General features: G+C 37.7%; 23 protein-coding genes. 3 read left to right on the top strand and 20 right to left on the bottom strand.

The annotated features are described in order from the left end of the window. Window positions 1–76: 76 nt before the first annotated feature. The 7 genes from BLL40_RS07575 to BLL40_RS07545 all read right to left on the bottom strand — a co-directional run bounded on the left by BLL40_RS07575 (window position 77) and on the right by BLL40_RS07545 (window position 8,936). Window positions 77–1,525: a DEAD/DEAH box helicase gene (locus BLL40_RS07575; RefSeq protein WP_073711317.1), complete on the bottom strand. Its 1,449-nt coding sequence runs from the start codon at window positions 1,523–1,525 to the stop codon at window positions 77–79. Between the two features lie 80 nt (window positions 1,526–1,605). Further along, the gene (locus tag BLL40_RS07570) at window positions 1,606–1,926 is read right to left on the bottom strand and encodes an IDEAL domain-containing protein (protein ID WP_073711316.1); all 321 of its coding nucleotides are present in this window, start codon (window positions 1,924–1,926) and stop codon (window positions 1,606–1,608) included. Between the two features lie 26 nt (window positions 1,927–1,952). Next, the gene (locus BLL40_RS07565) at window positions 1,953–2,372 is read right to left on the bottom strand and encodes an Rrf2 family transcriptional regulator (protein WP_073711315.1); all 420 of its coding nucleotides are present in this window, start codon (window positions 2,370–2,372) and stop codon (window positions 1,953–1,955) included. Between the two features lie 446 nt (window positions 2,373–2,818). Then, on the bottom strand, window positions 2,819–3,691 hold the full coding sequence (locus BLL40_RS07560; RefSeq protein WP_073711314.1) for an SDR family oxidoreductase: 873 nt from the start codon (window positions 3,689–3,691) through the stop codon (window positions 2,819–2,821). A gap of 600 nt (window positions 3,692–4,291) precedes the next feature. Next, on the bottom strand, window positions 4,292–5,263 hold the full coding sequence (uvsE, locus tag BLL40_RS07555) for a UV DNA damage repair endonuclease UvsE (protein ID WP_073711313.1): 972 nt from the start codon (window positions 5,261–5,263) through the stop codon (window positions 4,292–4,294). Window positions 5,264–5,347: 84 nt separating this feature from the next. Next, window positions 5,348–7,885, bottom strand: coding sequence for a bifunctional diguanylate cyclase/phosphodiesterase (locus tag BLL40_RS07550; RefSeq protein ID WP_073711312.1), 2,538 nt, complete (start codon window positions 7,883–7,885; stop codon window positions 5,348–5,350). A gap of 298 nt (window positions 7,886–8,183) precedes the next feature. Beyond that, on the bottom strand, window positions 8,184–8,936 hold the full coding sequence (locus BLL40_RS07545; RefSeq protein WP_073711311.1) for an alpha/beta fold hydrolase: 753 nt from the start codon (window positions 8,934–8,936) through the stop codon (window positions 8,184–8,186). Between the two features lie 375 nt (window positions 8,937–9,311). Between BLL40_RS07545 and BLL40_RS07540 the strand changes: the two genes are divergently transcribed. From BLL40_RS07540 to BLL40_RS17385, 3 genes are all read left to right on the top strand, one after another. Further along, complete coding sequence (locus tag BLL40_RS07540) at window positions 9,312–9,596, top strand: hypothetical protein (protein WP_073711310.1); 285 nt, start codon at window positions 9,312–9,314, stop codon at window positions 9,594–9,596. Window positions 9,597–9,698: 102 nt separating this feature from the next. Beyond that, on the top strand, window positions 9,699–10,889 hold the full coding sequence (locus BLL40_RS07535) for a DHH family phosphoesterase (protein ID WP_073711309.1): 1,191 nt from the start codon (window positions 9,699–9,701) through the stop codon (window positions 10,887–10,889). 92 nt (window positions 10,890–10,981) lie between these two features. Next, the gene (locus BLL40_RS17385; RefSeq protein ID WP_159434207.1) at window positions 10,982–11,122 is read left to right on the top strand and encodes a hypothetical protein; all 141 of its coding nucleotides are present in this window, start codon (window positions 10,982–10,984) and stop codon (window positions 11,120–11,122) included. Window positions 11,123–11,144: 22 nt separating this feature from the next. Here BLL40_RS17385 and BLL40_RS07530 read toward each other — a convergent pair whose 3' ends face one another. The 13 genes from BLL40_RS07530 to BLL40_RS07470 form a co-directional block, all read right to left on the bottom strand. Next, window positions 11,145–11,975: a hypothetical protein gene (locus BLL40_RS07530; RefSeq protein ID WP_073711308.1), complete on the bottom strand. Its 831-nt coding sequence runs from the start codon at window positions 11,973–11,975 to the stop codon at window positions 11,145–11,147. Window positions 11,976–12,099: 124 nt separating this feature from the next. Further along, complete coding sequence (locus BLL40_RS07525) at window positions 12,100–13,107, bottom strand: metallophosphoesterase (RefSeq protein ID WP_073711307.1); 1,008 nt, start codon at window positions 13,105–13,107, stop codon at window positions 12,100–12,102. A 19-nt stretch (window positions 13,108–13,126) separates the two neighbouring features. Further along, the gene (locus tag BLL40_RS07520; protein ID WP_073711306.1) at window positions 13,127–14,230 is read right to left on the bottom strand and encodes a nucleotidyltransferase family protein; all 1,104 of its coding nucleotides are present in this window, start codon (window positions 14,228–14,230) and stop codon (window positions 13,127–13,129) included. 22 nt (window positions 14,231–14,252) lie between these two features. Then, window positions 14,253–16,070: an ABC transporter ATP-binding protein gene (locus tag BLL40_RS07515; protein WP_073711305.1), complete on the bottom strand. Its 1,818-nt coding sequence runs from the start codon at window positions 16,068–16,070 to the stop codon at window positions 14,253–14,255. A gap of 20 nt (window positions 16,071–16,090) precedes the next feature. After that, window positions 16,091–16,459 (bottom strand): S24/S26 family peptidase, encoded by a 369-nt coding sequence (locus BLL40_RS07510; protein WP_159434206.1) that lies wholly within the window; start codon window positions 16,457–16,459, stop codon window positions 16,091–16,093. Window positions 16,460–16,535: 76 nt separating this feature from the next. After that, window positions 16,536–16,802 carry a PqqD family protein gene (locus tag BLL40_RS07505; protein WP_073711303.1) on the bottom strand — a complete coding sequence of 89 codons (267 nt, stop codon included), beginning with the start codon at window positions 16,800–16,802 and terminating at the stop codon, window positions 16,536–16,538. Further along, entirely contained in the window at window positions 16,802–17,587 is a 786-nt protein-coding gene (locus BLL40_RS07500) for a hypothetical protein (protein ID WP_073711302.1), read from the bottom strand. Before BLL40_RS07500 ends, BLL40_RS07505 begins: the two co-directional genes overlap by 1 nt. A 78-nt stretch (window positions 17,588–17,665) precedes the next feature. Further along, window positions 17,666–17,875, bottom strand: a complete 210-nt coding sequence (locus BLL40_RS07495; RefSeq protein WP_073711301.1) for a hypothetical protein — start codon at window positions 17,873–17,875, stop codon at window positions 17,666–17,668. 105 nt (window positions 17,876–17,980) lie between these two features. Beyond that, on the bottom strand, window positions 17,981–19,813 hold the full coding sequence (locus BLL40_RS07490; RefSeq protein WP_073711300.1) for an ABC transporter ATP-binding protein: 1,833 nt from the start codon (window positions 19,811–19,813) through the stop codon (window positions 17,981–17,983). A 12-nt stretch (window positions 19,814–19,825) separates the two neighbouring features. Next, window positions 19,826–21,007, bottom strand: coding sequence for a nucleotidyltransferase domain-containing protein (locus tag BLL40_RS07485; protein WP_073711299.1), 1,182 nt, complete (start codon window positions 21,005–21,007; stop codon window positions 19,826–19,828). Beyond that, the gene (locus BLL40_RS07480) at window positions 20,991–21,482 is read right to left on the bottom strand and encodes a lasso peptide biosynthesis B2 protein (protein WP_073711298.1); all 492 of its coding nucleotides are present in this window, start codon (window positions 21,480–21,482) and stop codon (window positions 20,991–20,993) included. The genes BLL40_RS07485 and BLL40_RS07480 overlap by 17 nt, the downstream gene beginning before the upstream one ends. 30 nt (window positions 21,483–21,512) lie before the next feature. Further along, a complete protein-coding gene (locus BLL40_RS07475) occupies window positions 21,513–21,818 on the bottom strand; it encodes a lasso peptide biosynthesis PqqD family chaperone (protein WP_073711297.1) in 306 nt (101 codons plus the stop codon). Then, window positions 21,811–22,749, bottom strand: coding sequence for a phosphoenolpyruvate carboxykinase (ATP) (locus tag BLL40_RS07470; protein ID WP_073711296.1), 939 nt, complete (start codon window positions 22,747–22,749; stop codon window positions 21,811–21,813). The genes BLL40_RS07475 and BLL40_RS07470 overlap by 8 nt, the downstream gene beginning before the upstream one ends. Between the last annotated feature and the right edge of the window lie 14 nt (window positions 22,750–22,763).

Below are 22,763 nucleotides of genomic sequence, written 5' to 3'. Positions count from 1 at the left end.
AATAGCAAATGTAAGAAATTTTCTGTCAATACATATAGAAAAAGCTTTTGGCTACGACCAAAAGCTTTTTTCCAATTTATTCAATTCTTGCTTTTTGTACTTTCAATTGTTTCCCTTTGATTGTCGTCGTTTTCATTGCTTTCAACACGACTGAGCCTTTTCCGTTCAGCATCTCAACGTATGATACATTATCTTGAATGGTAATAATCCCGATATCGTCTGCTGTCACCCCAGGAATATTCGCAATCGTCCCAACAAAGTCAACGGCTCTGATTTTCTTTTTCTTACCGCCGTTAAAATACAGCTTCATAATATCTTTATTCAGCTCACGGCTTTTCTCTTTTTTCAACGTTGGACGCGCATTTCTTTTTTCTTGAAAAGCAGCCTGCCCCGCCGCTACTTCTTCTCTTGACGGACGATCGGATTTTGGAATTGCAAATCCGATATACGATTCGATTTCTGCCAGAAATTTTTCTTCATACGGTGTCGCAAATGTAATCGCTTTTCCCGTATTGCCTGCTCGCCCTGTCCGTCCCGTCCGATGAACGTAGCTTTCTTTTTCAAGTGGCACATCATAATTGACAACGAGTGAAACATTATCAATATCAATTCCTCTTGCCGCCACATCGGTCGCCGCAAAATAACGGAACTCACCGCGTTTAAATTCATTCATCACAGCAAACCGATCTTCCTGTACCATTCCCCCATGAAGCATACCGCATGAATATCCTGATTCATCGAGCGCGTCAAACAACGTCTCTACACGCTCCTTCGTCCGGCAAAACAAAATACAGCTATCTGGATTTTCTACAACGGAAATGTCTTTCAACAAAGAAAACTTCTCTTCTTCACTCACTGTGATCAACCTATGTTCAATGTTCTCCGTTGTTAAACCCGTTGCTTTTATTTCAATTTCTTTTGGATTTGTCATATAGCGGTGACAAAGCGATTCAATATCTTCCGGCAACGTTGCCGAAAAAAGCATCGTCACACGTTCTTCAGGCAGTTTTTCAATAATTGCTGACACTTGATCAATAAAGCCCATATTGAGCATTTCATCCGCTTCATCAATAATCAAATATTGAACTTTCTCAGTCGCTAACGTTTCCTTTTCAATGTGATCAAGTACACGACCAGGTGTTCCAACGACAACGTGTGTTTTTTGCTTTAATTCTAATTTCTGTCTGGCAAATGGCTGCTTGCCGTACACCGCTGTCGCTTTAATCCGCTTAAATCGGCCAATATTCGTGATATCTTCTTTCACTTGCGCTGCAAGCTCGCGCGTCGGTGTCAGCACAAGCGCCTGTGGTTTATTTTCTTCCCAGTCCACAAGCTCACAAAGCGGAATGCCAAATGACGCCGTCTTGCCGCTCCCCGTCTGTGATTTCACGATAACATCTTTCTGCGCAAGTACCATAGGAATGACTGCTGCCTGCACGTCTGTCGGTTCCGCATAGTCTAGCTGCTTAAGCGCCCGTTTAATGTCATTGCTTAACGATAAATCGTTAAATGATTGTTTGTTCATTCGTTACCTCAATTATTTTGTCATGATCGTTCTTTTTTATTATACAGAAAAACAGCCCGGAATCATCCAGGCTCTGTCATTTAAATATATTGTTTTTTTACGACTTGAAGCTGTGCAATTAATTGTTCAAACCACTCTTCATCTTTCGTCAACAACGCCATATCAATAAGCTGCTCAAGCGCTGCTTCTTCTGTTACAACAGTATCCGGCACTTTTTCAATCGATCTCGATAACACATGAATCATCCGTCCGATGAGTTCTTTATTGACTGAATCTACAATATACACTTTCATAATATCTTCCGGGTCTTCTATTTTTATGACATATCCGTAGATTTTCTGTTTGTCCCACGTTTCACCTTGTATCCAATCCCCTACTTGAAACGGCATGTTTCTTTCCATTTTACTCACACCCCTTTATGAATCGTTTAACTGTATGTTTTTATTTTGTCCAATACGGAGGCTACCGTAAACTGGCTTAAGTATAATTCATAACAATCTTCTGCTTTATTGAATATATGATCCATCACAACTTGCGTATTAGACGATATTGGACACGTATCATCTGGGTCGCCTGTACACCAATTAGGCTGAAGGGTGCCATATGAAACCGTATGATACACGTCTGCCAATGTAATATTCTTTGGATCGCAGCTGAGCAAATACCCGCCGCGCATTCCTTCTTTCGTTTTGACCATTCCTTTTTTTCGAAGGGTACTCATCACTTTCCGAATACGCGCAGGGTTTGTCGTCACATTATGAGCAATCGCTTCACTGCTCGCCATATGCTCAGGCAAATTGGCTAAATACACTAAGCTATGGACAGCAATGGTAAAATCACTATTCATCGACATTTTCCCCCTTTTTTCGATAAACCATACTGTAATTTTATTTTATACAGTTCAAAAAGTCAATGGAAGCGCTTTAATAATTTAAAATTAGTTGTTTACGTACGTTTTACAAGCAAACTCAAAAACTGCCTCCTATTAAGAAGACAGCACGTTTTGTTTCATTGCTCTTTTTTACATACTTGCCTATTCTAGCAAATTGTGTTCTCTTCGGATAAAAAATAATCTTTAATTTGATCTTCTTTTTTTACATGTATAATGAGCTTAGAACTAGAAAAACTATTTTTTCTGAATGTATTGTTTTAATGACCATTTTTCATTACGAGCGAAAGCTGCGGTTTAAGCGGAGGAAGAATCTGCTTCATCGACAGGAAAAGTTAGATTTTTAATCCAAAACAATCCCGCCATCATAGCGATGGCGGGATTGTTCGGACTATTTCATCTTATTATGACGTGATAAAGTCGCCGCCATTAATATGCATCGTTTGGCCAGTGACATATGTGGAATCGTTTGATGCCAAGTATACATATGCCGGTGCATTTTCACATGGCTGACCGCGACGTCCCATCGGCGTATCTGCTCCATGCTCGGCCACCTTTTTTTCATCGAATGTCGCTGGAATGAGCGGTGTCCAAATTGGACCTGGTGCTACAGCGTTGACTCGAATGCCTTGAGCAGCAAGATTCGCTGCAAGGGAACGTGTAAAGGATGTAATGGCCCCTTTCGTCGCTGAATAATCAATCAATTCAGGTGAACCACGATACGCTGTCACTGATGACGTGTTCACGATCGCATCTCCCTTTTTCATATGTTTTAGTACAGCCTGCGTCAAATAAAACATCGAGAAAATATTTGTTTCAAACGTTTCACGCAGCTGCTCTGGTGTAATGGCCAAAAAATCGTTTGTTGGGTACTGCTTGCCAGCATTATTCACCAAAATATTTAGCCCGCCAAACTCAGAAACCACTTGCTCAACTAGCTTTTTACAGTTCTCGACATCGCTTATGTCTGTGGCTGCCTTCCATGCTTTGACACCATATGATTCAATGAGCTTCACCGTTTTCTCTGCGTCGCCATCTTCATTCAAATAGGCAATGGCGACATTGGCTCCTTCTTTTGCATAGGCGATTGCAACCGCACGACCGATCCCACTGTCCCCTCCTGTAATAAGGGCAACTTTACCGACTAATTTACCGGATCCAATATATTCTTGATCATCATATAGTGGCTTCGGTGTCATCTCAGATTCAATACCTGGCTGTTGACTCTGTGTCTGCGGCGGTGTTTGTTCATCTATTCGTTCAAATTTATCTTTCATCTTTCCGTACCCCACTCCATTCTTTTTTATCTCACTCTTTCAAAAGTATGCCCTCTGAAAAAAAGGCTAAACACCCTTTTTTAAGAACAGCCGATCACTTACTTTACATGTAGACAACGAATACTTATTGAAGGGTGATAAGGAGTTTATCGAGGATGATACGATTCGTTAAAGACAAAAAAACCTTCCGTTTAAAGGAAACGTAAAGGCCTCATACATTTTGTTTATGAGAATAATACAAAATCATAATATCGTTCAAAATCATAGTGTATAAACGTTAAGCTTTAAAAGCTTATTTAGATTTTCGAGCTCCCGACTTAAGCGTTTGATGTTTAAGTGCATTCTGTTGCTCAGCATCTTTCTTAAACAATTCCATGGCCTTGATGTAGAGTAAACTCACCGTTCCCGCCTCCTTTACTTCCAATTACTTATAGTCTTTCCCCTTTTATTTTTAATAAAACATAAAATCTAGATATTAACATTTATTCCTCTATGCACCTGTATATTCCCGCGATTAGACATTCTATTTTAAACATGACAAAGGGCTTCCTCAAACGACATACTTTTGAGGAAGCCCTATTTTATTCGATTTATTTCATCTTACCGTATATAAAAGCTTGCGCCGCCTACAGCTTCAATTCCAGGTTCCTCATTCAAGTGTGCCATTAATGCAAATAAAGCATCATCTTTTCGTTTCGCTTCAATCATGACATCGATTTGCGGGATGCTGCCTTTTACTTGATTGAGAAAATTCATAAACCCTTTTACCTCAATAAAATCTGCATGAGCTCTAAACTCTTTTTCAGACTTCGGACTTGAAATATGCATTTTTAAAGGTAGCGCCGAATTTTTCCATGTATTAACAATCCGCAGCCACTCATCTTCCCACTGTTCCCCTTCTTCATGGTTAGCAAGGTAATGGTGATAATCAAATATAAAAGGGATACCAATCTTTTCACAAAGATACAGTGTTTCATTTACTGTAAAGGTCTTGTCATCATTCTCCAGCATGATCATCTTTTGCAGCGGCACCGGAATCGTCCCCCAGTTATGAATGAACTGCTCTAGCGCTTTTTCCTTATTATTATAGGCGCCTCCTACATGTAAAACACAGCGGTGTTCAGGCACTATTCCCATTCCTTCAAGGAGCGCTTTATGCATATGTAATGTTTTAACAGCGTTTTTAAACACATCAACTTTCGGTGTATTAAGGATGACAAAATGGTCAGGATGAAAGTCAATCCGCATGCTAGGACGCCGATGTAAATAAGATCGTATACAATCAAGACTATCCCCAAGAGGTGTCAGATAGTCCCAATTGGCAAGATCGGGATGATTAGCCAGCGGGATTAATTTAGAGCTCAACCGAAAAAATTCAATATCATGAGCAGCATTGTGCCGCAGCAGCCGCAAGCAGTTCGTTAAATTGGATACAGCTATCCTTTCCAACTTGCTTATCGCTGCTTTCTTGTCTTCATTTTTTAAAAACTGAGTATATGTCATCGTCTGAGAAGGAGAACCATTCTTCACATTCATACTCATGGCAGCGTAACCAAGACGGACTAACGTCATTTCCTACACTCCTTCACTGTTGTATGATTCTTCTTATGTTATCCAACAGATAAGAAGCCAATACAGGAAGAAGCTAGACATAAATCATGTTAAATCGTTCTGACGAAGATACGTTTCCAAATCCGTTTTGCAAAGCGGTTTACTAAATAAATAGCCTTGCATGTGATCACATTCATTCTTCATCAAAAATTCTTTTTGATATTCTTCTTCCACACCTTCTGCGATTACCTTTAACTTGAGACTGCGGGCCAAATTAATAATAGTTTCAGCTATTTCAGATTGATGGTAGTCTTCCGTAATGTCTTGAATAAATGATCGATCAATCTTTAAACAATCAATCGGTAATGTTTTTAAATAAGTTAACGACGAATAGCCTGTTCCAAAATCATCAATTGAGATGGTTACACCGTATTCCTGCATCTCTCTTAATGCTTCGATCGTTTCTTCTAAATTGTAAAGTAACGTACTTTCTGTAATTTCTATTTCAAAATATTCTGGTGCTAATTGACAGTCGGAAAGGATATTTTTCACCCTCTGGACCATACTGGCAGGATCAAGAAATTGTTTGGCTGAAAAGTTAACGGCCAAATGAAGTGGATGCAATCGATTTGTGTTCCACTCACGTACTTGGGAGCAAGCTTGGTTCATCGCAAATTCCCACAATGAATGGATCAATCCTGTTTCTTCTGCCACTGATATAAATACTTCTGGTGATACAAATCCGAGTTCTTTGTCTGTCCACCTTAGCAATGCTTCTACACCTGTTATGACATTTTCCCGGGCATTTATTTTCGGCTGGTAATAAACATCAATGCCCCCTTGTTCAATCGCTTTTCTCAAACGTGCTTCGATCACTAGCTTCTCTTTATTCACTTTGTTTATTTCTTCATTATAAATGATCACCTGATTGCCGCCTTGCTTCTTCGCCGCATACATCGCTACATCTGCACATGTCATAAGCGTTTCACGGTCTTCCGTATGTTCAGGATACAGACTTATCCCACAGCTTGCACCGATATTTACTTCATTTCCATCTATAAAATAAGGCTGTTTAATAGCCGCGACAATATTTTCCGCTATTCTTTTCATTTCTGCTAATTCAACATTGCAAAGTAAAATAACAAATTCATCTCCGCCCTGTCTTGTCAGGATGCTGTTTTCTGCAGAAAGAAAATCGTTTATCCGCTTAGAGATAAGCTGTATTAATTGATCTCCCCTCGCATGTCCCAATGAATCATTTACGCCTTTAAACCGGTCTATATCGAGAAATAATACGCCGACCGTGCCGTCTGTCTTTTTCACACTATCAATCTTCTCATTCAGCTTTTCTTGAAAATATCTTCTGTTAGGCAGATCAGTCAGGGGATCGTGATAAGCTTGAAATTTAATCACTTCCCTGCTCCTTTTTAAATCTGCAACATAGGCCTGCAAAGAATTGGATAGTGCATTTACATTTTGTGCGAGATGACCGAGTTCATCTTTCCGGTTTAAGACTAAATTCACTCCAAATTTTCCCGCCGCAATCTCATTGACCTGTTCAACGATATACCCAATCGGCTTTGTAATAGAACGAGAAAACACGAAACTCGCTCCTAATACAATTAAGCTAAACAGAAAGGAAAATAACAAATGCTTCAACAGCTCATCTTTCAGCTGTTCCTCGGTTAAGCTGTAATCGTATGTTAAGCCGATGACGTATGGTTCCTCCGTATTTCCTCCCATGGGAACGAGGGATTTCTGGATATTCTTATTATTTAGTTTCTCAATATACGTTTGCGTTTCTCCTGTTTTTATCGCTTTTTGAATTAACTTTTTGTCCACTTGCTCATTATTATATTGATACGTCCCATACCAAATTGGTTGATCAGCAATCCTGATAAAATTTTCTCCATTTTTATTAATCACTCTTTTTTCTTGACCAAAGTATTTCGGATTAAAGACGGTTAGTTCCAGCACTCCTTCAAGTTCGCCTTTGAAACCGTCCATGACCTCCCCTGGGCCAAATTGCTGTTCGTACTCTAATACTTGGCTATCACGTAAATAGGGATCGATAATATAATTGGTCGTTCCATCATAATAATACCCCCACTTGTCTATATGATTCGGATTACTTGCGGCAACTTCAATCGGACCAGACCAATAATGAGGCAGCACTAAACCTTCTGAAACAGTAACTGGCTTTAAAGCAAAGAGCTGCTGAAAGGCCTCATACCAATATCCCCAGTTCTTCGTTGACATATTTAATTCATGCGGATCAGAAGATTTTACCCCGACAATGTCGTCCTCTGTTTGAGCCAATAATGTGATATGGGCGATCATTAGCTCATCCGCAAGCGTTCTCAATTGTTCATTTGTTACATCTTCATGATTCGGCGGCAACGATTTTTTTATGGCGAGAGCAGCCGTTCTTAACTCTCTTCCAATAATATTTTCTACATATAACGAAGCCTCTTTTGTGTTCTCCACTTGATAAGCGATTTCTTTCGTAATCAATGCTACTTCTTTTTCATTGTGTTCAAGCAACGCATTTTTAGATCGTATATAATGGATTGTACTATTAGCGATTAAAATACATAACACTAATGATGTAAAGATCAAGGGCAGCTTTTTCTTTATTGACATCCTCATATTCCCCCCTGCTGCGATTAAAAAATAGATAATTGCACATACTTTGTTAATAAAGTGAAACTTCATTCAGTGGGTCCTTCTTCCCTCACTGAATGTTAGTTGAGCCAATCGGGCTTTTACGGGCAGTGGATCCTCCGCTTATCCTTCTTTTTGAAGTCTTGAATCGGGGGTCTTTACTGCCCGTTAATGCGGGATAAACTATATTATTACCATTCCTTTTTCCGTAACTGTCATTATAACGTATATATATATGAGTAGTATGTAGTTCTTTTTTAATATAATCATTGACATTTCATCTACACTTTTCGCTTAATTTACCTATAAATGGTTTAAATACAGACATAAACTGTTCCGGCTGATGAATATGTGCTGCATGACCCGCCTTCTTCAACTCGATATATTCAACATGAGGCACATCTTGTTTCAATTCGAAAAGTGTTGCTTTATACAATTCATCATATTCTCCCATCACCCATAAAATCGGTACATCCATTCCTTTCAATACTTTTCTTGTATCGAACTCTAGTTGTATCCGAATGGCTTCTTCAAGAACAGTAGGATGGAGCTTCAGAGCATGTTTAACGAAAATGGCTTCTGAGTCTTCCGGTATTTGTTTTCTATTTGGATTTAATGATTTCGCATATCGCTTTAACCATGTCGTATAGTCAAATTGTTGTTTTTCTTTATATAGTTGAACACGTTGCGTATGTAATTTTGAGGGGACATTGCAAAAGTATCCTCCGACAAATGTCAAACTTGTGACCATATCCGGATATTTTTGGGCAAAAGCCATTGCAGGTATACACCCAAAACTGAGTGTACATATATGAGCGGTTGTTATCCTATTGTTTTTATAGTGAGTATAAAGCTGTTCAAGCAATAGCTCTAAAGAAAAGGGATAAGCTTGTCCCAACATATTCGGATCATAAAAGTTGTAAGCGATCAAATTGTATTGATCTTTTAGCTTGTCCATTTCGGTTTTAAACGTATTTTTATTTCCAACAACCCCATGTAAAAAAATAATCGTTTCTTTCACTTTAATCATCCTTCTTTTCCCTTTTTTTATTTCATATTAACTCTATACTGCAGCATCTATTCTATCTTGTTCAGATGAAAAAACGCTCTATCTTCGTGCAGCTTTAAATAAAGAAACATGTATCGTTTTTCCTAAAGCCAACGCTCTTATCTTTTTAATTTTCCGAAAACGGAAGATACTACGCGAAAAAAGATGAATAAGTGAGATAAAGAGTCATGTTATTCGCTTTCATTGCCAATGTTACCGTTTACATCACGAATGTTCCCGCTTACATTCACTTTGATTAAACGCTGCTTGTGTATGATAATTAAATCATATCAATTTAAATTGAAAAAGACATTTTAATGATCATAACTATAAAACAGAATGGGATGAATAAATTAAATGAGTGCAGTAGCTGAAAAAGTAACATATGAATGGTTACATACAGTAGATAAAATCACACACGAATTATTAAATGGAGATTTTGGTTATCAAGAAGTTCATTTTATTGAAGAAGAGATTTTACCAGGTGAAGGAGCTAGCTACGTCGGATTTATTTACAATGCAAAAGGACATTTTGGTAAAAACGATAAAGTCAGTGTGTTTTCCCACGATGGCTTTACTTTTGAAATAAGAAAACATAACGACCTAGGTTTTGATGATTTAGAAGGCAGATTTACATTATAACAGTTCGCATCTTCATTCTTGAAGATGCCTTTTTTTGTTTACAGATTTGTTTTATCAATAATTTTCACTTTTTGAAACCATACTACATTCTGAGGTGAAGACATGTATAAATTGTTGTCTCATAATGATTTAGATGGAGTCGGATGCGGTATTTTAGCAAAGCTCGCTTTTGGGAATCAGGTGAAAGTCCGCTACAATTCCATTTCAAGTCTCAACGCACAAGTTGAATGGTTTTTGGAAAATGATGATAAAAATACATCCTTAATTATTACAGATTTGTCTGTAAATGAAGAAAATGAAGAAAGACTGGAGGCTTTTTATCAAGCTGGGGGAAACATACAGCTGCTTGATCACCATAAAACGGCTTTGCATTTTAACCGGTATAAATGGGGACATGTAGTAGTCGAGGACGCCGAAGGACATTTAACTTCAGCCACTTCTTTATTTTATGAATATCTTGTTACTCATCAACTCATGAAGCCATCAAACGTCACAGCAGAATTTGTAGAACTTGTTAGGCAGTATGATACGTGGGAGTGGGAGAATAATAACAATCAGGAAGCAGGGAGACTCAATGCTCTATTTTTCTTAGTTTCGATTGAGGAATTTGAAGAAAAAATGATTAATCGACTTAAAACAAGTGATCATTTCCGCTTTGATGAGTTTGAAAATAAAATACTTGATATGGAAGAAAATAAAATCGAACGCTATATCCGCCGAAAAAGGCGGGAACTCGTTCAGATTCAAGCGGGCGGCCATTTTACCGGTATCGTTTATGCAGAATTGTATCACTCTGAGCTTGGAAATGAACTCGGCAAAGAATACCCGCATCTTGATTACATCACTATTTTAAATATGGGCGGAAAACGAGTAGGATTTCGAACGATCCACGATCATATTGATGTGTCTGAAGTCGCTGTTCATTTTGGTGGAGGTGGACATGCAAAAGCAGCAGGATGCTCTTTAACCGATGAAGCTTATCATCAGTTTGTGAAGAATACGTTTCATCTTGAACCTTTACAGGAAGATGCAAAACGGAATCGTTATAATATGAAGCGATCCTCGTTCGGTTCCCTATATAAAAACCAAATGGATGAGATCTTTCTTCTTTATCCGGTAAACGATCATGACTGGGCGATTGAACATAATAAAACAAAAATGCAACAGACCTTTACAAGTTTTGATGAAGGAGAACATTTCTTAAAACGAAATTATGCAGCCGCCCTTGTAAAAGACGATACATTTATCGGTTACTTAATGGATGATGTAAAAAAGGCAAAGAAAGATAAATAAAAAGAAACTCAGGTAAAAAGCGCCACGTTCTGCGGCAATACCTGAATGACCGGCTTAATGCCCGTTAATGCGGGATAAACTAGAGGCAAAAAATGAGCAATGTTCTTTTAGATGTTGTAATTGCAGGAGGCGGCCCGGCTGGATTAAGTGCCGCCCTTGTTTTAGGAGGGTACAAGGGCGGATATGAGACAGGGGATCATGGCCAGACAAACATTAATAATTCAAATGAATAAAGACCCGCTCTTTATTTTTCTATTAACGCCGTTTGATTTTATGGTTTACTATGTAAAGAATAAAACAAATGCAAAAAGTGATACAAGAAAACAAAATTGCTAAACTTGCAAAAGCCATTGTATACACGTGATAGCTTGTAAGAGTAGAAACCATACTACTACTATCAAAATGGAAAAACGCTCCGAGTAAATTGACTACAAGCAATAGAATGAATACAGAAGAGATCCCCGTTGCGGCCCCTTTTATATCTTCTTTGCTTAAAGCGATATGTGTCGATATGCTTATCGCAAGGAAAATAAAGAGCCAAAATAATGGATTCACGATATTCCCTATTGTGAACAAACTCTGGAACAATACACCCGAAGATATTAAAACACTCTTCACCGTATCGATGCTTATTTGTTCTGGCCGAACTTGATTTTCTAAATAAGCTGTATAGAGGTGATAGGATTCAGGTACAAAACAGTACATGAGTATCATGAGTGATACGATGCCTGAAATAAATGGACCGATCCCAATAAAAAAGTTACCTATTTTCTGATACAGACTTCTCGGGTTGTAGCTGTGCTCCACAAAACCTAAATAATGTACATCGCCCCTAACTGGAACCCATTGTACCTTTTTAATCCGATGTCTAAATAGCAGGCACATGATGACATGTCCGAATTCATGGATAGGAGTGCCAATCCATGCCGTCACTAAATAGCCTTTTTTATTAAACGTCCGGTATAAATACGTAATGGATTGTTTTTGTAAAAAATCGAGCATAAATCCAATGATGACAATACACCCTATTAAAGCGACTAACTGTGAAACTGTATTAAAAATGATGGTGAAAAAAGAAAGAGCCATTTAATTTTGTTCATCTCCCAAGTTGCCTTCTCTCCTTTAGTTTCAACTGGCCATATACTATACTGATGTCTAAAAGGTTTTTGATTATTATACTGTTAAAAACCTTAAATCAAAAAGTTTTACCTTATTTATCTTCTTTTTTTAATGTCAATACATTAATTTCAGGTGGATTAAATAATCGAAACTTTAAGATAGAGATAAAGTCACTGCTTCCGAGCCCTGTACTGACGTATTGTTTCGTTTGTTTATATTCCCATAACCCCTTCACCCGATCTTGTGGTGGAAAGAAGCTGTTTGGTTCATACCATGCTTCCGGAACGAAAAGTGCTCCTATAAACGGTAGACGAATTTGTCCCCCGTGGTAATGTCCTGCCATAATTAAATCATAATTTCTAAATACAAATTCACGGTTACTTAGGAGATAGTCAATTCGGGCATCAACCACAGGATAATGATTAAGAGCAACTAATACATCAGAACTTTTCATCTTATCCAACGTTGATATTTCCTCTAGCAACTGTTTTTGATGGTCCAAATAATCATTCAAATAAGCTTCATATGACGCGTTTTCTGGTATTGACCTTCCGTTAATTGCTTCGATTTGTTTTTGTGTTTTCTGAATGGACAATTCAAAGTCAACAAAATAAAGGTTAGATGCGCCCCTTTTTATCGTATAAATAGATTCCAGTAGTTTAACATTCCGTTTTTCTATTCCTTTAACAAATTCATTCTTTTCAAAAGGTTGTTCCGGATTTGAATGATAATTCTTCGGATCCGCATTACCTGGCACAAATAGAGCATGTTTCTTATTTTGAATCCCTTCAATTAATGTATAGGTAGGTTTGTAATTCTTGCTCTCGCTGCTGTTTAATAAATCCCCTGTAAACACAATCGCATCATATTCAATATCATTTATAGCCGATATTAATCTCTGTTGATGTCGACCAAATTCTTTTTCCTGTAAATCGGTTATTTGAAGAATTTTAAATCCTTCAAATTCATCTGGGAGGTTTTTGATCATGATGTCTTGTTCTGCTAAAGTTATTCGGTTATTATCCCATATGCTATAAATAACGAGAATAACAACTAGAAAAAGAAATCCCGTTAACCCTCTCTTTATTAATTTTCTCAATAACACCCCCCTCCCGTTTCTAAAATAGAATACCCATTGCTTTTATGATACTCGTCCATCTCTGTTTATACAAATAGAGTAAAAGAAATAAATAAGAATGTTCTTTATGATCTCTTCTTAACTGCCGTACTAATTCGTTTCTTGCCGGTAAAACCCACTGTGATATTTCAATAAAACTATGTTTAACAGAATCATAGCTGCAAAATTGATAATCAAAAAAATGCATGTACTGAATGAGTCCAGTCGTTTTTATACAGCTTCTGTACTCCCCTTTGCGCTTTCTTTTTTTAAAGGAGAGCGCGGCTACATCCTCTAGCATCGGATATTCTTTGTAAACAATAGATAAAGTCCGTTTGAGCCTTTTTACTGTTTGATGGAGTGTAGCATCTTTAAAAAGTTCTTCATACTGCAAACGATCTTTCAAATGATAGATCATCTGAATAATATCCAAGAAATATTTTGGAGAGTCCAAATTATGTCTCCACCCATGAAGGCAAATCAAATAAAATGTATGATAATCAGATAGTTTTTTTACATATAGGTGTTTTTCCAAAGGGATAGCTTCATTCCAAAATTCTTCTATTTTGAAATTAGCGGTAGCTTCTTTCAAAATATCCCAATGAACTTCCACAGTGAGCGGGAACGGTGAACCAGGTATTTTTTTGCTGAGGCTGCTATGAAAGTGAGATGGAATGGGCTCTTCTTCTATTTCAAATCCCATTAATTTGATTATCTCTACTGCTTTATCCACGTCTTTCATCCTAATTAAAAGATCAATATCTGAGGTGCCCCTTGCTCCGATATGACCAAAGTATCTTTCAGCAAAATACACGCCTTTCAGCGGAATGACTTCTAGTCCCTTCGCCTCAAAGTTGTTCAAAATTTTGTTCGTTTGATCTTTTATCAACAAGTTTTGATACAATACCTCCTGGTGTTTTTGTTTTAAGCGAGTTTGGAAAAATAATGGGGTTTTTTTTAGTTTCCCCTGTGTTTCTAACAAATAAAACACTTGGGAAGAGATGGAGTACGTTTCAATCTCTTGAATCGCATCGTGATAAAACGCGGTATCATTAGGCAAATTAAAACGCGAGTCATAAAGACTTTTTATAAGTTGATTGATCAAGACCGCACTTCCCTTCTAATGATTAACAATGCACAGGTGAAAGAGTCGTTTCATATTTATCTTGGGTAAAATGATTTTTGTGCAATTCCTGGTACAGCCCCTTCTGATTGATGAGCTCTTCATGTTTTCCTATCTGAACAATTTTTCCTTTTTCCATAACCGCAATGACTTCTGCATGTTGAATGGTCGATAATCGGTGAGCGATAATGAGTGTAGTCCGATTTTTCATTAATCGATCCAACGCTTCCTTTACTAAGAATTCTGATTCGCTATCCAATGCAGACGTGGCTTCGTCAAGCAATAGGATCGAAGCGTCTTTCAATATGGCTCTCGCAATCGAAATCCGTTGTCTTTGTCCACCTGAAAGCTTTATGCCTCTTTCTCCGATCTCAGTGTCATAGCCTTCAGGTAGCGACGTAATGTACTCATGTATATTTGCATTCGCTGCCCCCTGAATCATTTCTTCTTCAGTAATTCCAGGGCGTGCTAACAGTAAATTTTCCCGAATTGTTCCGCTAAACAAAAAGGTCTCTTGAGGAACATATGCGATCGAGTTTCTTAATTCAGAAATGGTCAGATCATTTATAGAAGCATCATCGATCAAAATAGAACCAGCTTGTGGCTCATAAAAGCGTTGAAGCAAATTAAAAAGAGTTGATTTCCCTGCCCCGCTTGGACCAACAATGGCTACCACTTTGCCCGCTGGAATTTGCAACTGAAAGTTTTCAAACACATTTCTTTTCCCATCATAACTAAACGTAATATCTTGGAATTGAATCGTATGATCAATTGTTTTTGATGCAAAATAGGAAGGCAGTTCTTTTGATTCTCCTAGTTGGTTAAATAAGTTGGTGATTCTTTCTAACGCTGAAATGGAATTTTGATAGCCAGCCCATTGTCCTGCAAGTCCTGTAAGTGGATATATAAGATGATTGACAAGATTAATAAATGTTAATAAAGCACCGATCGTAATAATATTATCCATTACAAAATAAGCTCCTATAATCAAGCTAATAAGGAATGTAATGGATCCTACCGCTTCTCCTCCAGCGTAAAACCACCCTCTTAATTTCGCATCTTTTAACTCTAGCGAATAAAGGGCCTGATTTTTCTGTGCATATTTACTGTAAAGCAGTTTCTCTAGCGTAAAGGATCTAATAACCGTGAAGCCATGGAAAGTATCTGTAAGGCTCTTCGTGATACTGCTAATAAGCTCATGAATCAAACGACTATTGTTCCTGAGCAATAATCCAAATACTGCCCCCCCTGCAATGGCTATTGGTGCTACCGATAAGCTCAACAAAGATAATTTCCAATTAATTTGAATTAAATAAACAAAAGCTGCAATCGAGATGATCGGAAATCGTATTAAGTTCATCAATCCGCTCCCAATCACTCCGTCAAGACTGTGAATATCATTCGTAAAATGAGATAACAATTCCCCTGAATGCAGACTTGAGAGACTCTTGCCGGGCAGAAGTAAAATGTGTTCATATAAATTCAAATTCAAATCTTTCTTCACCGCATTCACAGCAACAGTATCGAGATATATATTGATAAAATTGGACGTAATACTAATCATTGATAACCCTATGCCCGCCAGCACCAACCATTTAAGTCGACCAAAATTGCTTTGAAGCGCTGCATCCATTATATTTCCAACAAACCATGCTGATGCTAATGTTATCGCAATATCAACAAACAATAGAAAAAACAATCCGATGTAAGCTTTTTTATGCTTCTTAACATATGGCAAGAGCAAGAAAAATATTTTCTCCATGTCTTTTGTAGATAGATATTGTTTAAAATTCCATTTATCAACCATTTTTCTGATATTCATCAAAACAACACCTCTGCAGGTTACAGTTCTTTTGCTTCTTTATTGTTAAGATACGTTCTTAGTAAAACGGACATGAATGGGCAAAAAAGAATCAATCTGCACCATAAAAAAACAGATACGTTCGTTGCTTCTATCGCCCTTTTGCCTTTTTGAATCGAAGTTAATTTCCCAACGATTTTTTCATAAGAAACCGGTTCATCTAACCCAAGATTTGTATCACCTTTAAAAAGGTAATCCACTTGATTATGATTAGAAATAGTTTTCAATAAACGATGAGCCACTAATCCTCCGCCTGACGCTTGAAATAAGATAATATCGCCCTTTTTGATCATCGACCTTTCACATGGAACAAAACGACAAATATCCCCCTTTCGGATTAAGGGATACATGCTCACCCCATCTGCCGGGAGATCCATCCATCCTTTTTTTCGCATCATTTCTTTAATCAAATTAAATATTAAAGAATCAGTGTGCATATTGGATGAGCCCATATTGCATTAAATTAGATAGAAAGGTTTCTATGTCTGCTTGTACGGATTCTTTATCTATGTCATATTCTCCTTTTAGCTCTTGAACAATTGTCTTAGCGGTCTGTTTCTCATGAAGCAACTTCCAACAATACCCGCCTACTTCATTTAAAGTCGTCACTGTGTATTCTTGCGAATTCAAAATAATCCATTCATCATTCAGTTCAACTGTGTCATAGCCTTCCTTGCGAATATAACTCGTCATTAGGAAATCAACCTCCAAAATGTGGGATTTTTCTGAAAATGAAGTTCGTAAACAGGAACCTTTTCCACTAGTAGCTTCAATAAATTAAAAATTTTTGTTGTCTCTTCAGGCTTATAAACCCAATAAAATACTTTGTCAACCAACTGTACAAGAGCTTCCGTTTTCTTTAACTCGATCCTTTTATTGGACAATGCTTGATGTAACAATTGAATACTTTCTAAAGGTGAAACATCTTCATCTCCTTTTCCTTTTAGCTCACTTCGAAAAGGTGAATTATAAACCGTTACATTATTTCTTGTAATTTTTAAAATCGTAGCTTCATCTGAAAGAAGTTCTCTTGGCAACGACAATTTTGCAGCCGTGGACTTCCCTGCTCCAGAATGTCCCGTGAAAATGTGGGCTTTGTGGTTGTCCAACACACAGGATGAATGAATTAACAGTCCCCAGTTGTGATGAACAATAAATGAACTGTATAAATTCATAAGGGCATGTTTTACAGCCAACTCATTATGAACAAATATTTTCGCCTCTTTATAATCAGAATCTACTTCAATTAAATAGTCGGCTCTTTTAAATAAAATACTGCTAGATTGTTCCACAATGGTAACTTCATAATTTGTAAAAGGAGTTCCATATCCTTCCTCAATCATTACAGCTATATCTGGTTGCTGATTATGGCCACTACAAGTATCGGGAAAATTCTTATTTAATATGTTCATGATTTGATTCGTACTGCTTTTCATCTGAATATAATGATCGCCAATCTTTGTATGAAAGATATACATAATGCTTCTCCTCACTACATATCTTTTTAAATTAGCTGTCAATGGACAGTAAACAAGCATTGATTACTGTCCATTGACTTATTTTTTTCGACCTTTTCCATTCCCTTTACCAGGAGCACCTGCACCACCCGGCGTTGGATTTGGATTACCTGGAGGAAAATTGATTCCTCCATTCCCTTTACCCGGATGATTAAGATTACCCTTACCTGGATTCCAACTTTGTGCTGTTTCAAATCGAACAGGCCGATGATCTAACACTTCTGGCGCGCAGTATATTCCCTTTTGCATTTCCCCATCTCCTTTACGTTTTTTTCGTTTTTTATAACGAACAAAAAATGAAAAATTTTCATTTTTTATATTATACTTGATAAAACGTTCTTCATAAAGAACATTTTATCGACATATATCTACATTCGTTTCATTCATTCCTTGTTTAATATTTTCTACTTGACCACTTAGCAGCTTACTAAACACACCACTCTTTTCCTGTGATAATTGATTGTATAATCCATCTTGAATGATTTCGCCTTTTTCTAATACTACAACCTGATCTGCATTTCGAATGGTCGATAATCGGTGTGCAATCACAATAATCGTCATCTTTCCCTTTAAACGGTCTAATGCTTCCTGAATTTTTGCTTCATTTTCCGTATCAAGTGCACTTGTAGCTTCATCCAGGACAAGTATGGACGGATTTCGTAAAATAGCCCTGGCTAATACAAGCCGCTGCCGCTCTCCTCCAGAAAGCTTTATGCCCCGATCACCTATGAGTGAATCAAGACCTTGAGGAAGTTCCCTGACAAACTCTGCGGCTGACGAAAATGCTAACGCTTCCCACATCTGTTCCTCACTTGCATTTGGTTTAATTAATAATAAGTTTTCTCTTATGCTTGCATTAAACAGAAAAGGATCCTGTGGCACATAGCTGATAGCCCGTCTCCACGACAATACATTATCACTAGTCAGCGGAATTCCATCAACTAACACGTCTCCCTTTTCAGGCTGATTAAGGCCCATTAATAAATCAATCAATGTGCTTTTCCCTGCACCTGAACGCCCGACGAAAGCCGTCATCTTATTCGATGGTATAACAACATTGATGTTCTGCAAGGTCTGTACAGGCTCTTTTTGATTGTACCTAAAACAAACGTTTCGGCATTCGATTCCTTTCATTATACGGATCGGTTCAATGTATTCATTGACACCCGTTTCACATTCTTTCGCATTCCGGCACTCACCTTGCAGCGCTTTTACTGCTTTAAAGGAGGGCATCGTTGTTGCTAGTTGTTCTAGTGATGATTGAATACCAGCTACTCTGGGCCACAACCTCGTAAAAATAAGGATGATTAACATTAATTGAGCTGCTTGAGCATTAAACATATTTACCGCAATAAAAATAAATATTGCGACTAATATAGCAGAGGCCACTTTATAATATAATTGAGATGTCGTTTTCAATCTCATATATTCAACTTGTTCCACGTCCATTTTTTTCGTTATCGACTCAAACCAGTCCATTCTCGACTCTTCTAATGTGTTACTTTTAATATCTTTAATCCCATTAATTTGATCCGTTATGCCTGCGAGATAGCTTCTTCCCAACTCAAAGTTTCGATTACCCAGTGACAGTGATCTTTTAAGAAATTTGCGATTTAAAAAAACAATAACTATGCCGAAAAGCAGGACAAAAGCTGTAATGGCAGGAGACAGCCAGAAAGCCAGAGCGACTTGTATAAATGTAAAAATAAGTGAGGCGATAAACTGTAAAATTGCGCTTGTTGCGCCACTAGTTCGCGTCACCTCTGTCAGCACTAAATTAATAAGATCAGATTTTCTCTTTTTTATAAAAAAGGCCCAGTTTGAACGAAGCAAAGCACCGTATGTCTCTAATCGAAGGTTTCTTAAAAAGCCATTTTGAATAATGGCATTTTGAAGTGTTATGTGCCGTTGCAATAAGTTTTGACCTATAACCAATAAAACATAAACCCCTAAGACGAGAGGTAATCCAATTGAAACAGGCATGCCTTTTAAGAAGTCAAATACTGCGGAAATAGGCGTTCCTCCTGCATCCAATTCTAAAACACCGGTCATGCTGAGCATTGGAACCAATAATAAAAGACCAACACTTTCAAGTAAGCCTATAAACGTCATCGCCAAAAGATTTATATAGAGAATTTTCCCGGCATATGAATGGATCTGTCTTAAAAAATAAAAGACATCTTTCATGATTAAATCCTCCTAAGGTAATACAGGTTTCCTTGTTTTCCTCCATGCCCATAAGAAGGGACGCAGCGGAAAATATAAAAAGTGAAAACATTTGGGTAAGGGCAAAGTTTGAGCGTCCTCTGGATATGGATGTAAAAAACTGATGATGAAGAAAAACTTTTGCTGAGTAGACATTAATGAAAATAAATGATGGGAATGATAGTTGGATACTTCTTTAGGGACGGGATCTGTATGTAAATTCACCATTCTTTCGACATAAAAGAGTGATTCTTGAGCTAACCTTTTCGGATCGTTCCCCGAAACAAATGGGTTCATTTCTTCTGTAACCTTCGTATTTAATAACTGTGAAGCTAAAATAATAGCCTGTCCCGCTACATCCGGATTGTGGTAGGTTTTAAACAACGTATAAAGCTTTTCCCAATCCAATCTTTGTCTCATCATGTGCTGAATATCAACGAGCCAGCGAAGGCGTGACCAGCCATGACGCGCTCCATGGGAAACGAGAAATAGAAAAAGATCTTCTTGTCCAAGGTAAAAGACCGAATGGCTTGTAAGTGTACTTTTTCTTCTTCGTTCCCACAGTTCTTGAAAATTAGGTTCACGTCCCGGACCTGGATGCAGACGCCAGTGAATCTCAAGTTTAATTCTTTTCTGGGGATTCGTATAAGTGACGTGATGATGTCTCCACCGCCAGTCGTTAAGTATCGTCTCGATATAATCATCCTTTTGATATCCTAGTGCCACTAACAGATTTTCAGCCTCTTCAAGGTGTTCAATGGGGATAAGAAAATCTAAATCACCAGACGTACGAAGGGACAGATCACCATATAAATCTTGAGCTAGAACAGGGCCTTTCAAAAACAGCGTCCGTATGTGCTGATCAGCAAAAAGCTTACTAACGTGTTCCATTTCTGCGCTCAAATGAAGCATTTGATATGTGTTATGTTTGTATTTTTGTTTTAAGAACTGTGCAACATGTGATGGAACCAGGTGTTCATCCAGCGCTTTTATTTTGGAGCTGAGTAATGGATACACACGATGGTGTACGGTAAGTTTTAAAAAAAGATCCCAGTCAATATCTTTACATAATGCTTTTATATGTTGTTGCGTATACTGATTACGGTCTTCTTTTAACAATTCAAGCATAAAACGTACTTCCTGAGGAACATTCTCCAGATTAAGAGTGTTGTCCATAGTTTTCTCCTTCAAGCTTTTTAATACTGACTTCTTTAGCAAATTGGGCGATCACGGTGAATCTATTCATTTCTTCATAACCGGATACGTAGTACGAGCCGCTTCTTAGCCAAGCATGTGCGATCAATTCTCCCTGTTCATCTTTCGCAGTCCCTAAATAAAGAGTGCTTTCAATCTGACGTTTTTCGAGCATTTTCAGTCCTGCCATCGCTTTAACAAGGCACTGGCTTTCCCAAAAAGTATAGCGGCTCATAATATGAATAGCTGATGATACGTTTCGCAAAGTTATAGTATGTGATAAGTTAGGTGTCATTGTTGTCTCTCCCATTTGTACACCTAAAGAAGGGGCAACCTTTGAAAACGATCTAATTTTAAGATAACGGGCCCATCCTAAATAAAAAAAAGCCTCAACCAATAGCATCCGTGTTGCTATATCCAGTCCGAAAAATGCTCTAGTTTTCTTTAGGTTAATCATTATTACCTCCTGAATCTAAAATTGATAAAACTATGAATGGTCTCTATTACTTAATTTAATTAAGTCCTCTTCTCTCAATCGGTTTAAAAAAGCAGTGACTTGCTCCACACAATCAGTTTGGTTTACATCATACTGAACTTGTAATGTAGTGACCAATGTTTGAATCGAAATAGGCTCCTTTAACAGATCCCATATTTCCCCACCTATTTCACCTAAATTGTAGTACTTTCCATTATGAATACTTAGCATCACTTTTTCTCCATCCATATCACTAACAATGTTCCCTTCTCCTTGACTAACCAATTGATTCATTGAAATTGTTTGATTTTTAATCATATATTGTTTCCCCCTTCTCTAAGGCTGTTAAAATTAAGTCTGTCAAATGATGAGCTGTAAAACGGGATATGGGCCGACGCAGCTGGTAAAGATCAATTTTATTCACTATTTTTACTGAAGTGTTAAAGTGCCATTCCATTAAACCCGATTGAGTAATAAAAAAATTACGATACGTATGTTTAAATAATGTATGGAACCGCTCCATTTTTTGAATAGGTTGAATGACAATCTCATGATGGTCTGTTTTAACGAGTTCAAATACACCTGCAAGAGGCAAAGGTTCTGTGGCGAATTGTGCGGAAACAGGAACAGCGAACTTGGTCTCTCTATCAAATATAGGCCGATAATGGGCTGATTCCATTCCAAATTGCTCTAAACTTTCCAACCATAATTTCTGCTGCGGATACGCTGGTGTCACAATAGGAATATTTTGTTCAGAAAAAGAGACAGGGATCACGTCATCACTTAGAAGTTGATAGCCTCTACTTAAAAAAGCGGAAGCAAGAGTTGATTTCCCTGCACCGGAATCACCTACAATGGCGTATGCCTTTCCGTCAATCGCAACGGCACTTCCATGCAGCGGAAATATTTTTCTTTGCATTAATAATGCTCCCATGCAGCTTCCAAGAATATAAAGCCGGATTTGATCTTCTCCAGTACTTTCCACCGGTGAAAATGTAATTTTGTTGCCGTCTTGAATTAAAAAAATGGCTATGTCAGGAATCCAAAACATAACGAAATCTTCTTTAATAACAAAGTGTTTATTTGTTTCAGCTAAATCAGGCCACAGTGCTGTTAAATCAGCTTGTTCAATTACAACTTCCACCGGTTCTTCCGCTTCATCTATTACGAGCAGTTCAGGAAGAGGTATTTCGCTTACTACGTGTAGCCCGAACACTTTGTAAACAATCTTTTTTTCAATATCGATCATCTAAATGCCCCCTC

Origin of the sequence: Domibacillus mangrovi (genome assembly GCF_001906925.1) — a bacterium.
Classification (GTDB): domain Bacteria; phylum Bacillota; class Bacilli; order Bacillales; family Domibacillaceae; genus Domibacillus; species Domibacillus mangrovi.
The sequence above is the reverse complement of the archived record's forward strand: the minus strand, read 5'-3'. Positions and strand labels throughout refer to the sequence as shown.